Annotated in this window: 11 protein-coding genes and 2 pseudogenes; 7 read left to right on the top strand and 6 right to left on the bottom strand. The window is 42.4% G+C overall.

Annotated elements, in window-relative coordinates; all coding sequences use genetic code 11:
- Positions 1 to 1,768, bottom strand: a 1,768-nt coding sequence (locus ABZA00_RS12630; RefSeq protein WP_372882523.1) for a GDSL-type esterase/lipase family protein, incomplete at its 3' end; no start/stop codon positions are given.
- Between the two features lie 952 nt (positions 1,769 to 2,720).
- Between ABZA00_RS12630 and ABZA00_RS12625 the strand changes: the two genes are divergently transcribed.
- A complete protein-coding gene (locus ABZA00_RS12625; protein WP_372882522.1) occupies positions 2,721 to 3,164 on the top strand; it encodes a hypothetical protein in 444 nt (147 codons plus the stop codon).
- A 58-nt stretch (positions 3,165 to 3,222) separates the two neighbouring features.
- A complete protein-coding gene (locus ABZA00_RS12620; RefSeq protein ID WP_372882521.1) occupies positions 3,223 to 4,185 on the top strand; it encodes a calcium/sodium antiporter in 963 nt (320 codons plus the stop codon).
- A gap of 259 nt (positions 4,186 to 4,444) precedes the next feature.
- Here the strand turns inward: ABZA00_RS12620 and ABZA00_RS12615 are convergent.
- The 4 genes and pseudogenes from ABZA00_RS12615 to purE all read right to left on the bottom strand — a co-directional run.
- A pseudogene (locus ABZA00_RS12615) lies at positions 4,445 to 4,582 on the bottom strand (hypothetical protein); the annotation flags it as partial.
- A gap of 497 nt (positions 4,583 to 5,079) precedes the next feature.
- Positions 5,080 to 6,723, bottom strand: coding sequence for a SulP family inorganic anion transporter (locus tag ABZA00_RS12610; RefSeq protein WP_372882520.1), 1,644 nt, complete (start codon positions 6,721 to 6,723; stop codon positions 5,080 to 5,082).
- 78 nt (positions 6,724 to 6,801) lie between these two features.
- The gene (locus tag ABZA00_RS12605; RefSeq protein WP_372882519.1) at positions 6,802 to 7,908 is read right to left on the bottom strand and encodes a 5-(carboxyamino)imidazole ribonucleotide synthase; all 1,107 of its coding nucleotides are present in this window, start codon (positions 7,906 to 7,908) and stop codon (positions 6,802 to 6,804) included.
- Positions 7,908 to 8,387, bottom strand: coding sequence for a 5-(carboxyamino)imidazole ribonucleotide mutase (purE, locus tag ABZA00_RS12600; RefSeq protein WP_372882518.1), 480 nt, complete (start codon positions 8,385 to 8,387; stop codon positions 7,908 to 7,910). The genes ABZA00_RS12605 and purE overlap by 1 nt, the downstream gene beginning before the upstream one ends.
- Before the next feature lie 773 nt (positions 8,388 to 9,160).
- Between purE and ABZA00_RS12595 the strand changes: the two genes are divergently transcribed.
- The 3 genes from ABZA00_RS12595 (at position 9,161) to ABZA00_RS12585 (ending at position 11,259) form a co-directional block, all read left to right on the top strand.
- Entirely contained in the window at positions 9,161 to 9,445 is a 285-nt protein-coding gene (locus ABZA00_RS12595; RefSeq protein ID WP_372882517.1) for a DUF4242 domain-containing protein, read from the top strand.
- A gap of 123 nt (positions 9,446 to 9,568) precedes the next feature.
- Positions 9,569 to 10,519, top strand: coding sequence for a carbon-nitrogen hydrolase family protein (locus tag ABZA00_RS12590; protein WP_372882516.1), 951 nt, complete (start codon positions 9,569 to 9,571; stop codon positions 10,517 to 10,519).
- A gap of 77 nt (positions 10,520 to 10,596) precedes the next feature.
- The gene (locus ABZA00_RS12585) at positions 10,597 to 11,259 is read left to right on the top strand and encodes a class I SAM-dependent methyltransferase (RefSeq protein WP_372882515.1); all 663 of its coding nucleotides are present in this window, start codon (positions 10,597 to 10,599) and stop codon (positions 11,257 to 11,259) included.
- 434 nt (positions 11,260 to 11,693) lie between these two features.
- Here ABZA00_RS12585 and ABZA00_RS12580 read toward each other — a convergent pair whose 3' ends face one another.
- Positions 11,694 to 12,629 (bottom strand): LysR substrate-binding domain-containing protein, encoded by a 936-nt coding sequence (locus ABZA00_RS12580; protein ID WP_372882514.1) that lies wholly within the window; start codon positions 12,627 to 12,629, stop codon positions 11,694 to 11,696.
- Positions 12,630 to 12,798: 169 nt separating this feature from the next.
- On the opposite strand from ABZA00_RS12580, the gene ABZA00_RS12575 reads away from it, so the two are divergent.
- Positions 12,799 to 13,248, top strand: coding sequence for a DoxX family protein (locus ABZA00_RS12575; protein ID WP_372882513.1), 450 nt, complete (start codon positions 12,799 to 12,801; stop codon positions 13,246 to 13,248).
- An 82-nt stretch (positions 13,249 to 13,330) separates the two neighbouring features.
- Positions 13,331 to 13,908: pseudogene (locus tag ABZA00_RS12570) on the top strand (glutathione S-transferase family protein); the annotation flags it as partial.

The following is a 13,908-nucleotide window of genomic DNA, read 5'->3' as shown; positions in this document are numbered from 1 at the left end:
TATATTCACCATAAATATCAATTTTAGCATTACCGGAAGACTTTTCATCTACCTTAAATTGGATATAAGCTTTGGTGATGTTGGCATTGCTTGGAATGGATAAATCAGTGAAACGAATAGCTACGGTTTGTTGATCATTAGGATTAGGGTAAGAGCCTAATTCCAGATCGGAACTACTAAAGTCCATTTTTCCGTTCCCTTCCTCTTCAATATCCTCTGCACTGGCTGAGACAGTCCTTTGTAGGGTAATGATGAAGCCTTCTTCAGGGGCAGGCGTCACTTCCGGTTCAGGTTCTGGTGTCACTTCCGGTTCAGGTTCTGGTGTCACTTCCGGTTCAGGGTCTGGCGTCACTTCTGTTTCAGGGGCTGGAGACACTTCTGATTCAGGTTCTGGGGTCACTTCAGGTTCAGTTGTAGGATTATAATTAGCTAGAGAACAGCGCAAAGAGCTAGATGATTCTCCTATAAGATCTGCGACCATCTTAGCAACACGGAATGACTTGTCTGAAGGAAAATGAGTTTTACTAGATCCATCAGAATACAAGGAAAGTGTCTCTTCTTCACCTAGAGAATTAAATATCTCTGCACTTTCTTTTTCGAGGTCAAGCATTACTGCTCCAAAGTCTAGAGCTGCTTTTCGGGCTGCAGCAGGATATTCGCCGAGAGTCATATTCAAAGAATATTCACTGTCAAAATCCATTCGGTTTACAGAAGTAACTATGATGGGAATTCCACCAGTTGTTCTTGTTTCATCGACGTAGAGTTCCAAATAATCTCGGTAGGTGCCTTCATAGTCGGGTGAACTACCTGGGGTAGTATATAGTTTACTGTCAGATTTTGAATCATTGTGACCGAACTGAATAAGGACATAATCGCCTTCTTCTAGGTTGGCTCTTACTATATCAAACAGACCTTCTTCATAAAATGATTTACTACTTCTTCCTCCCGCAGCTTCATTCACTACTACACTGCCAGAGCTTAAATAATCAATTAGAGAATCCCCCCAACCTGAATCAGAGTCTACTGTTGAGTCGCCAACCAAATACACTTTAGCAGTTGCTGTATCGCTGCAAACAGCTACTGCTTCAGGTGTTTCTATCTGTTCAGGTTCTGGAGTCGCCTCTGGTTCAGGGGGTTCTGAAGATATTGTGTATTCAATATATAGTTGTGGTGCTTTTGTCTGGTCACCTTCATAAGATTCCGCAGTGCGCTCGCCGCTACCGGTGATGATAATGGCAAGGGCATTACCACTCTGCCAGCCGTTACGATTGATTATCTCCTGAATAACATCGCGGAGATCCGGTGTACGCTGGTCTCCGCCCTGTGCATGTACCGTATTCCAAGCCACTGGTTCCCAAGAGATCATATTTGAAGTTGTCCGGCGGTTTGAAATATTAAAATAATCGGATGTGAAAATTGTTGCGGAATCAACGGCTTCACCACGAATCTCAAGCGAGGCCGCATTCGTATTGGATTCATCAACGTTGAACTGAATGTAAGCCTGCTCTATTGTCGCCCCATTGGGTATACCCAAATTATCAAAGCGGAGACCAACGGTTTGATTGCCATCATCGAATACCAATTCAATATCACTGCTGCTTCTGTCCATCTTGCCATCTGCTGTCTGCTCTGCATCATCATTGCCTGTGGAAATGCGTTTTTCCAGAGTGACGGCAAATACCGAGGTACAGGCAATGCACAGCATGAATATCAGCCCGTACTTCAATAGTTGCTGAAAATGTGGCCTGATTAAATTTTTCATGATCATATTCTGCTCCATGTAAAGTAAGTGTTATACATTCCATGTGAGATTTATTTGAAATACTCCCTGTATTTGTACTTTCAATAATCTTATGTTGCTAATTTTTTTCGTTATTGCGAATACCGAAAAGACGGCTAAGACCGTCCGCTTATTCGTGTGTAACGCTACTCTTTGTCTTACTGCGGCTTGCGGTCGGTAATATTGGCGGCGGTTGAGCATGCCGTCCAATATGCTTTCGCAGCTTGATTTAGAGCGACCAACAGTTTTTATGATAGGATGTTACTGAAAAAAATGCTTATTTTTTTATGAGTAATTGATTACTTCTATAACCTTGAAATAATCACCTATCCAGATAAACACTAAAAAAACAGGTTAAATAGGAGTGGTGGGGCATGGTACTTGCCATGAATTTGATGTTAAAAATAAGCAACTAAGTACTCAATGAAAAATTATCCGGTATTCCCAGCCGTTAGATCGAAAATTTCGGAAAACTGATGTACGAGTACTTGGCGTGAGTTCTTGGGGTGTGATCAGAGGGGAATACGTAATCTCGATGCCCACTGATTGGCCGCATCGCCTCAAGTAGGGCGATCATTTTATCGGTCTGTGCAATGACATGCTCACGACGTTTCTTCATCCGTTCGGGTGGATTAGTCCAGGTTTTATTTTCAAGAGCTATCTCTGCCAATTTGCTCCAGCTGCTTCACCTATGTGTCTCTTGAAGAGCCAAAAACCTAAGTCGCTTTCTCCTTTGTAACGCCTTAAAAAAATCCTAATTGCTAAAAATGCAAAGTGAAAGATCAGGCCCTCTGCTTTCAATATTTAACAAGTACAGGACCTCAGTAACTGTTTTTAATGATTGATATAGTCTAAGTTTTATTAAATAAGCATAAGACGTGTAATAGTATGAATACCGGCTCATACACTGCTATGCCTTTTAAATAACATAGGTTGCCTCATGAAAAAACTAACATACTCAATCAAAATCAATAAGCCTCAAGATTTCGTTTTTAGAAAAATTAAGGATAAGTCGGTGTATCCGGGCTGGGCAAAAGCTTGGGGCGAAGGAATGAGCTATGAAGGAGAATGGAAAGAGGGCGGGTACATTTCATTCTTTGACAAAACTCAAGGAGGCACAAAAGTAATAATCGAAGAAATTGTTCCCAATGAGACGATAAAAACCAAACATGTTGCAATGGTAAATCCGCAGAATATTGAAGTTGAGCTCACTGACGATATGATGCGAAAGTGGATTGGCTCTCAAGAAATTTATCACTTCAAAAGGGAAAGTGATACCAAAACAAACCTTGAGGTTGTCATGATTACTGATGAGGCTTTTGAAGAAATGATGGGAGCGTGGCCAAAAGCGCTTCAACTTTTTAAAGAGATTTGTGAGGCATAGCAATGGCTTCATGGGAGTTTGGATGTATTAGTGTCATTATCAGGGGAAATTCATAATCATGTTAAATCTGCTGTTCGTCGCTATCGGAGTGTTGCTTCTGACTGGCGGCGGTGAGGCACTTATCAGAGGATCTCTGGCAGCCGCACATCGGCTGGGCATTTCGCCTCTGCTCAGTGGTTTGTTAATTGTCGGTTTCGGCACGTCTGCGCCAGAACTGGTGGTCTCAATTGAGGCTGCTCTCAGTGAGCAGCCCGACATCGCAATCGGTAACGTTGTGGGGAGTAATATCGGTAACATCCTGCTGATTCTGGGCTTATGCGCACTGATAACGCCTCTTGCAGTTAGGCCGCTCGCATTGCGGCGTGATGGTGTCACTGTTGTCGCGGCCAGCGTTTTGTTTCTTGTTCTTGTCGGTGGAGATGCCTTGGTAAGGTCTGATGCCGCCATATTCCTTTTGGCGCTCGCCGCTTATCTGATCTGGGCTTATTGGACCGAGCGCTCTGGAGAAGTGCCTTCCGCAGGTTTACACATAGCTGAGGGGGAGGAAGTTACATCTCTACCAAAAACAACGCTATGGGTAGTGATGGCGGTTGTGTTGGGTTTGTTCCTTTTGATCGCCGGCTCACAGGTACTTTTAAAGGGGGCCGTGGGAATGGCCGAGTCGCTTGGTGTCTCAGAAGCTGTGATAGGTTTGACCCTCGTGGCGGTTGGCACGTCTCTGCCCGAGCTTTCGATCTCAGTAATCGCGGCATTCCGCCGACATACCGATGTTGCTATTGGGAATATCCTTGGGAGCAATATTTTCAATCTCTTGGGAATACTCGGGATTTCCGCTTTACTACAGCCGCTTCCAGTCCATGATCGAATCTTACAGTTTGATCAATGGGTCATGTTGGGAACGTCGCTGATTTTGTTGCTCTTTCTATATACTGGCAGTCGGCTTAGCAGACTCGAAGGCGGATTGCTCCTGCTGGGCTACGGTGTATATGTAACTCTGAGTTTCACGGTATTCGGCTCATAAACTATGGGAGTGAAAATGCCTAACCAGGCAAGCACGACGACAGCTTTTGCGTTGCGGCTTCGCCTTCATTACAAAGTTGTGCGTGTTGGCGGCGTTGGTAAAATCTCAAACCCAGGCGGTCTTTGGTGGTATTGGTAACTCACTAGCTAGGTTGATGTCTATGTCCGCTTCGTCGGAAAAGTTGCCTATCTGCCCGCAATATAAAAAGCACTTACATTTAAGCGAGTGCTTTTCCATCATTGCTTCACTTTCCTTACCGTTATTGACTTGCTTTTTGTAAGGGTGTATATGGAAGCGCTAGATCTTTCGCGACCTGTTCATATACAAGCGCCCCATCAGCAACATTAATGCCGTTAGTTAGTTCCGGATACCTTGCACAAGCATCTTGAATATTTAAACCAGCAAGCGCGCGGGCATATTTAAGTGTTGCATTATTTAATGCATAGGTAGATGTGTGGAAATGGGCAGTTAAGTGTCATCCAAACAAAGGTAGAAAATGGATGGCGCGAAAATATTTTCTTAACCGTAAAGGCCAATGGCAATTTCATGGCTGGCGGAAAATAGCGAACATGGATAAAAAGGTAGAAACACTTGGTTTAATCCTGTCTTAGCTGCTTTATAAGGTTGCTGGGTAACGTAATACGCCTTTGTGGAGGCTTGAGCCGTATGCAGTGAAAGTTGCACGTACGGTTCTCAGGAGGGCGACACTTGGTAACAGGTGTCGTCTATCCGACTCTCTCTCGCTCCCCAAGCGACTTAGAAACCTACAATCTTATGACCAATAGTTACCATCACCGTGCTTTGTAATAGCTCAGTAACCTTGCCCGCTACTGTATAATGAAAGCGGTCGAATTTTGCAGGTTGCTTTAGACAATCATTTTCAACTTCACCATTTTAAGCTGAAATATGAGTAAGCGCGGATTGTAATGCTTGCTCTCTGGATGTGCAGTGATTGTTACTTGAGATTAACCCCAGCACTTTCAACTTTTCTAAACGCTTACGTGTTTCAACATTAGGGCACAACAATAACACTTCACATTGTGCATCTAATGCGTCTTTTATCGCATTTTCCAACGCCAGGCCTACCGTCACATCTATCATCGGTACATCGCTTAAATCTAAGATCATAACCTGATAATCAGAAATGCTAGTATGCTGACGGGATATTGCTTTTGATACACTAAAAATCATTGGTCCAGACAGGTAGAAAAATAATACTTTGCCATTGGCTTTTTCTAATATTGCCCGTTCCCTAACAGTCAGTGGCACATCATTATCTGTATCACTAATCGCTTTTACTTGACGTGCTTGTGCCCGACTTAACTGCTCAATAATGATGATATTAGCAATAAATACCCCTAAACCAACCGCGACTATTAAATCAACAAAAACAGTGAGTAACATAACGCCATACATGACACCCATGCTTTGAATGCTGACTTTATGGGCGCGTTGAATAAAGCTCCAATCTAATATGTTGATGCCAACATAAACTGCAATACCGGCTAACACCGCCATGGGAATAGGCTCAGTTAATCCTCCAGCAACGAGAACCACCAAGGTCAATACCAAGGCTCGCACCATGCCAGAGAGTGGCGACCGCGCACCAACTTGTATATTGGTAACAGTCCCCATGGTTGCGCCTGCACCAGGTAGCGCACCAAATAAGCCTGAAATCATATTGGCAATACCTTGCCCACGAAGCTCTTTATCAGAGTCATGCTCTTTACGCGTTAGTGAGTCGCCAATGACAGCGGTTAATAAGGTATCAATACAGCCTAACGTACCCAGCACCAACGCATCAATCACCATGGTGGTGAACATATCAGCATTAAAATGCGGAATCACTAACGATGGTAACCCATCCGGAATAACACCAATGCGCCGTATACTCTCAGCATCAAATAAATACATCGATATCAGCGTTACACCGACTAACGCAACCAGTTGTGCTGGCACATATTTACGATATTTTTTCGGAAAATAGATTAACAATGCAAGAGTAAGTAAACCCAGTAAGAGCTCATTATAATTAACAGTAGAAAGCATTTCAGGCATTGCTGAAAGTGTACCGAGTACACCGCCATCAGGTGCTGAATGCCCTAATAATGGTGATAACTGCAAGATAATTAAGATAACGCCAATACCAGACATGAAACCAGAAATAACACTATAAGGCATTAAGGTGACATATTTTCCAAGCTTGAGCGTACCAAGAAGAACCTGAAATGCACCCGCCATCATTACCACTGTAAATGACATCGCAATACCGGTTTCTGGATATTTAGCCATCATACTGGTTAACACGGCCGTCATAATAACCGTCATCGGACCCGTTGGCTCTGAAATTAAGCTCGTTGAGCCACCAAAAAGGGCAGCAAAAAAACCGACCATAATAGCGCCCCAAAGGCCCGCTTCTGCCCCTGCGCCAGAAGCAACACCAAAGGCAAGCGCCAAAGGTAAAGAGATAACCGCAGTGGTGACACCACCAAAGATATCTCCCTTTAAATTGATATTTTCAAAACGATGTCCAGGCAAAACCTCAACCTCTTGTTATAAATATGAAGCGTTATTTGGGAAAGCCCTGCAACCCATTAACGGTAAAAATAAAAGCACTTATAGTGATTCAAACTGCGCAATTTTCTCGCGAATGGCCTGTTGATTTTCACCAATGAAATTAATATGTCCTAATTTTCGTTGTGCTTTAACCGCTTTGTTATACCAATACAGCTTAGAGTTCTCCGTTAATGCATCAAAAGGAGGTTGCTCAGTACCTATCAGGTTAAGCATACCGGTCACTGCTATTTGCTTGGTATTACCAAGATTTAGCCCCGCTAATGCTCTGATATGATTTTCAAACTGGCAGGTAATGCTTCCTAGTTGCGTCCAGTGTCCACTGTTATGAACACGTGGCGCTAATTCATTGATCATTAGCTCCTCGCCAATAACAAAGCACTCCATGGCCATCACCCCAACATAATCTAACTCAGTCAGTAGCCTTTCCATGTAACCTTGCGCTTGTAACTGGGTTGCATCAGAGATATTAACGGCAGGTGCAATCGAGTGTCTCAATATACCCTGTTCATGGTGATTATCCGTCAGCGAATAGTGTTCTATTTGACCACGTTTATTACGCAAAGAAACCAGTGAAATCTCTTTATCAAATGCCACAAATGCTTCAATGATGTAATCGTCAGCGCCTAATTGGTCAAACTGCTCTGCATCTGCTTGGTTTTTAATAAGCCATTGGTTTTTGCCATCGTAGCCTTCAGTACATGACTTCACCATCACTGGGTAGCCTAATACTTTGACAGCTTCTAGGGCACTCTGGTTATAAAAATAGGGTGAAGTGGGTATATTGAGCTTTGCTAGCAATTGCTTTTCTTGTCCACGATGCTGACAGCCTTTTATTGCTTCAACACTGGGGTAAATAGGACAAAAAATAGCAAGAGCTTGTAGGAGCGCAAGATCCACCTGCTCTTTTTCGACTGTAATACAGTCAGGTGCGCCTAAGTCTTGATACAGCTGCGCTATTGCTTGCGCATCATAGCCACTGTTATCTTCTAACTTCATTGGCGACTTTTGGATGATGCCTAACCCTTCAACACAATCTCTATTTTGGCTTATATCATCTTGAATAAAGCTAAATTGAATGCCTAAGGGTAAACCAGCAAGTGCCAGCATACGTGAAAGTTGTCCACAACCGACAATCGCAATGCGCATTATTCTACCTCCCATGCGATGCTTTCTGTCTGCTCCTGACGCCATGCTTTTACTTTGCTTTGTAATTCAGAATCATGAATTGCCATAAATTGTGCCGCTAATAAGCCGGCATTAAATGCGCCTGCTTCACCAATTGCTTGCGTTGCCACGGCAACACCTTTAGGCATTTGCACAATAGATAATAAGCTATCCATGCCTTTCAACGCGTTACTTTTAACAGGAACACCAATAACTGGAACACAAGTTAATGCAGCCGTCATACCAGGTAGATGAGCCGCACCACCCGCGCCTGCAATAATCACGCTATAGTTATCTTCAGCAGCATGTGCAAATTCATATAATCGCTGCGGTGTACGATGTGCAGAGACCACCATCGCTTCATAAGGAATCTCAAATTTATCAAGCAAAGTAGTGGCTTGACGCATAATAGGCCAGTCTGATTGAGAACCCATTATGATTGCTACTTTTTGTATAGTCATTGTTTTACCCTTTCTGCATGTGAAGATACCAAGTTGGTACACTAATGTTTTGATGCGCGGAGTATGGCAATAAGTTTTAATAGGTAAAAATAGATATTATCTAATTCAGGTATAGATTATCATCTATATAGATGTTAACACATGATGATTTAGCTATATTGATTGCAATAAGTAGCGGCCTTATATTGTTCTAATAAAGCCAATACCGTCACTTAAATTAAACACACCGGAGTTAGTATGCAGTCACGTATTCATGCCCATATAGGCACCATGAGACAGCTTGATATTTTATTGGCAGTGCATGATTAAGGCAGCGGCTAAAGCCTTTTTTTAACGCAACCCACTGTTTCAATTCAAATAAAAAAACTCAGTGATGCCATTGGAGATCCCTTATATATATTTGTAAAGCGCAATATAGTATTTGCGGATGTAGGCTTAGAATTAGTAAAAACAGCGGTTGAAGTATTTGATAGTTTTGCGCGTTTAGACATGACATTAGGCAATATTCGTAAATTTAAACCAGGCTCATTACGTTTAGCCGTGGTCACGACTTCAAAGTATTTTATTCCCCATCTTTTAGGCACTTTTTGTGAGCAATTTCCTGACATCGAATTTCATTTTAACTTCATCACGTTAGAGCAAATACACTTAATTTTCACAATTTTATTTTTTTCGTGATCTAGGTTGATTGTGAATTCTGGACTATTGTTAATTAATATGCTAAGCGAAATTTTCGTTTGTCCAAAATAATTCACATTAAAAGGAGCAATAATATGCCCAAATTTATGATTGAACGGGATATCCCCGACATTGGCACTGCCGATCGAGATGCATTGCGTGAGGCCGCAGGAAAATCAAATAGTGTACTTAATGATATGAAGGCAGAGCGGAAAAATATTCAATGGGAACATTCATATGTTACCGGCAACAAAACATTTTGTATTTATTTAGCCGACAATGCGGCTCTTGTTGATGAACACGCAGCGCGTAGCGGCTTTCCGGCAACAAAAGTAACAGAAATAAAACGTGTGATCGATCCCGTCACGGCAGAAGGTTAAATATCTGCAATCACCTATCGTTATTGAAGAGCTTGGTTGTGTTATTAGTTATTACTTTCTAATGGTCATTTAAACATAACCAAGATTCATAAATTTATTTTCTCGTGAAACGAGGAGAAATGTATGATCAAGGTTGCAATAATACAACACGCTCCGGTGTTGTTTGAGCGAGATAAAACAGTTCAAAAAGCAGTTCAACTAATTGCACAGGCAGCCAAAGAAAACGCACAATTAGTTATATTTCCGGAAGCATTTATCTCTGGTTATCCATCTTGGATATGGCGTTTAAGACCCGGTGATGACTGGAAAGTAAGTGAAAAATTGCATCAATTGTTATTAGATGGTGCGGTGGATATTGATGCAGGCCAACTTAGACCGATACAAGAGGCGGCTAAGTTACATAAAGTGACTGTTGTTTGCGGTTTAAATGAAAGAGACGGTCAGTTAAGTCGATGCACTGTGTATAACTCCGCTGTGATAATTGGCGATGATGGTGAGTTATTAAATCGTCATCGTAAACTCATGCCTACTAATCCTGAGCGTATGGTCTGGGGATTTGGAGATGGATCAGGCTTGAACGTAATTAATACCCCAGTAGGACGTTTAGGCACTTTAATATGCTGGGAAAATTTTATGCCATTGGCTCGTTATAGTTTGTTTGCCCAAGGTGTTGAAATTTATATTGCACCCACTTATGACTGTGGTGAAGGTTGGATTGGCAGCATGCAGCATATTGCACGTGAAGGGCGTTGCTGGGTAATAAGTAGTGGTGTTGCATTAAACTGTGCAGATATACCCGCTGATTTTCCTGATAAAGCGCTGTTATATCCAAATCCGGATGAATGGATAAATAATGGTGACTCCCTGGTTGTTGCACCAGGAGGTAAAATTGTAGCTGGTCCGAAAAACAAAGAGTATGGCATCTTGTTTGCTGAAATAGATCTGCAACAAGTAGCTAAAACAAAACGTAGTTTGGATGTGGCTGGTCATTATTCTCGTCCTGATGTATTTACACTTCATGTTAATAAAGAAGCACAAAGCTCGCTAAAAGTGACAAAAACAACGGATCATTAGATGACAACAGCGGGGAGTGGTCAACGCATTGATTATGGTGCTGATTAATATAGGTCATTTATTGGAGGTAAAAAGGTGTGAAAACGTTTGATCCTGTTGCCTATAAGAAAATGGTCAAATTTTACCAAGACCAAGATGATCCGACCGGATGGTTCAATAATATTTATACCGATGCCGAAGGAGATTATAGAGCGGTTTTCTGGGCAGATCTTGAACCCAATCCTTACCTTTTAAAATGGCTAAAAAATTCCCCTTTTAATCATACTGGACGTAAGGCAATCGTTGTTGGATGTGGAGTAGGTGATGATGCACAGGCATTGAGTGAAGCAGGGTATGAGGTGACTGCATTTGATATCTCTCCTGAAGCAATACGTCTTTGTAAAAAACGTTATTCAGATACCAAGGTAAAATATCTTATAGCAGATCTTTTTGATTACCCATCACAATGGTTTGAAAATTATGATCTTGTTTACGAGTGCAATACAATTCAAGTCTTACCAGGTAAATACAGAGTGCAGGCAAGAAGTGCTATGGTATCACTACTCGCACCACAAGGATTCATTCTTGTTTCATGTAGAAGCCGTGCTCAGGGAGAACAGCAAAATGACATCCCTCTTCCTCTTGATAAAAAGGAAATAGATGGTTTTATAGGGTGTGGTCTTTCTGAAGAGAGCTTCGAAGCCTATGATGACACTCAAGAACCACCTGTTCCTCATTTTTTCGCCGTTTACAAGAAGTGATACATAGCCAATTGACAGCAGGAAGAATAAAGGCACGTCAAGGTTGAATAGATGAGCGTGCCGGATAATGCAGGGCATACCTTGCGGGCTTGTTAGCGGCAATAATACAACTATTATTATTGGATAAAGCTATAATAGGCTGTCACGCCATTCAGGATGAAGATGTAAAACGCAGCTCCTGAAGTGAAGCTATCGCCATGCTCGCTTTTTCCCGATTCCAAGCGTGGCTGGTACGCTCAAAACTCCCAATTGCGAGCATAAAACACTTTCTATCCTTATAACTATATTTTGTAACATACGGAATTAAATTCAAAATAACCCAAAATTCTAGCTCTGTGGCGATAGGAGCAAAGCCGAAAGTTTGCATTTGTCCTAATGAGTTTTTAGTTAGGCATAGGTTTTTAAATACGCTATGTTTTTTTCCTTGTTGTAATTTAAAGAGCCGTATTTGGCTGATTGTTAATTATAGGTTTGTCCCAGTATGGCGGCGTACCATAATATCCTTCGATGAAATCGATAAAGCACCGGACTTTATTCGGCAGTAATTTTCTATGAGCATAAACGGCATATAAACCTAAAGGGTCTGGTTCGCACTCAGGCAATACCATGATCAGCTTGCCGCTGCTGATTGCCTCACCGGCAATAAATGTTGGTTGCAAAACTAAACCCGCGCCAATTATGGCTGCGTCAACCAGCACATCGCCATTATTGCTATGGAATTCACCACCGCGCTCACTATTTTTTGCCTTTAGCCAAGGGTAGGTTTCTTCCTTACCCTCCATTTCCATGTAACTGTAATGCAAATAACGGTGGTCTTTAAGATCTTCAGCTCGTCTGGGAGTACCATGCTTCTGGAGGTACTCGGGCGAAGCGCATAAAATCAAGCGAATGGGCGCGATATACTTGGCTATAAGCGAAGAGCTTTTTAGGTGGCCAATGCGAAGTGCGACATCGAAACCTTCATCTACAATGTCTACTTTACGGTCGTTAAGTTGCAGATCGACATTGACCAGGGGGTAGTGTGATTGGAAATCAGTAACTAATCTGGCCATGTGCTTTAATGCGAATGAGACCGGGGCACTTATTTTCAGCGTTCCTTTGGGATTTTGCTGCAAGCCGCCCAGCTGGGAGTCCATTTCATCAATACTTAATAAGATTTGTTGTGCATGTTGTAAATAGTGTGTGCCGGCTTCGGTGAGGGCAACGCTACGTGTCGTCCTGTTAAGTAAACGTACTCCAAGTCGCTCTTCTAACTTAGAAACGTACTTGCTCACCAATTGTGGTGATAGTTGTAAGGTTGTTGCAGCATTACTGAAACTGCCTTCTGTCGCTACCGTTACAAATGCCTGCATAGTGTCAATTCTATCCATTACTCATCCTTCGCATCAATCTTAACTCTATTATCAATATTATGTTGTTAATTATTCAACACAGCCTATCTTACTCTTTAGTTTTGTTGATAGTAAAGTGTATTCATCCCATCAGGAAGGGACATTATAAAGCAAACATAATCTGAATAATTTTACAGAGGAACAAACGATGAAAACTTCATTGATAAAAATATTGGAATCTCATGCTGGTGGACTTGCTGGCTTAATACTTCGCGCACCAATCGGTTTAATTTTGGCAGCGCACGGGGCACAAAAATTGTTTGCCTGGTTCGGTGGCTACGGCTTGGACGGCACAGGTCAATGGATGGCCAGTATTGGGATCACTCCTGGTTATCTGATGGCATTACTCGCGGGCAGTGCCGAGTTCTTTGGTGGTCTGGCGCTATTACTAGGACTGCTTACCCGTCCGGCCGCAGTGATTGCCGCATTCACCATGTTGGTGGCAATTTTTACAGTGCATATTGGCAATGGACTGTTTATTGCCAACAACGGTTATGAATACGGGTTAACACTTTTTGTTGCACTGGTTGCCTTAGCTGTACAAGGCGGTGGTCGTCTAAGTCTTGATCATTTACTTTTCAAAAGATTGAACAGTTAACGTTGTTATTCGAATCTATTAAATGCCACGGGAAAGTCAGTGGTACCACTCTAAATAATTAAACAAAAGTGAGAATACGACTATGTTAATTAATGGCAAATGGACTGAAAAATGGCAACCCGTGCAGGCAAAAGACGAACAAGGGCGCTTTATTCGCCAAACTTCATCATTTCGCAATTGGATCACTGCCGATGGTCAAGCCGGCCCAACAGGTATTGGCGGCTTTAAAGCAGAAAAAGGCCGATATCACCTGTATGTTGCTTTGATCTGCCCTTGGGCATCGCGCACTTTAATGGTACGCCAGCTGAAAGGTTTACAGGATATGATTGATATCACTGTGGTCAACCCTCAGCTTGGCAACCACGGCTGGCAGTTTGGTGGATTTGATGGTGCGAACGCAGATGCAATCAATGGTGCTGAATTTCTGCATCAACTCTATACTAAGGCCGATCCCGATTTTACCGGTCGGGCAACTGTACCTGTACTGTGGGATAAGCAAAGCGGCAGCATAGTAAACAATGAATCAGCTGACATTATTCGCATGCTCAATACCGCCTTTTCAGATTTAGTGGCGAGCAACGTCAATCTATTTCCAGACGAATTGGCTAAGGATATTGATGCGTTCAATGTGGCATTGTATAAGCAACTGAATAACGGTGT

Origin of the sequence: Psychromonas sp., from assembly GCF_041586535.1 — a bacterium.
Lineage (GTDB): Bacteria > Pseudomonadota > Gammaproteobacteria > Enterobacterales > Psychromonadaceae > Psychromonas.
Note: the sequence above shows the minus strand (reverse complement) of the source record. Positions and strands in the feature narration are given on the sequence as shown.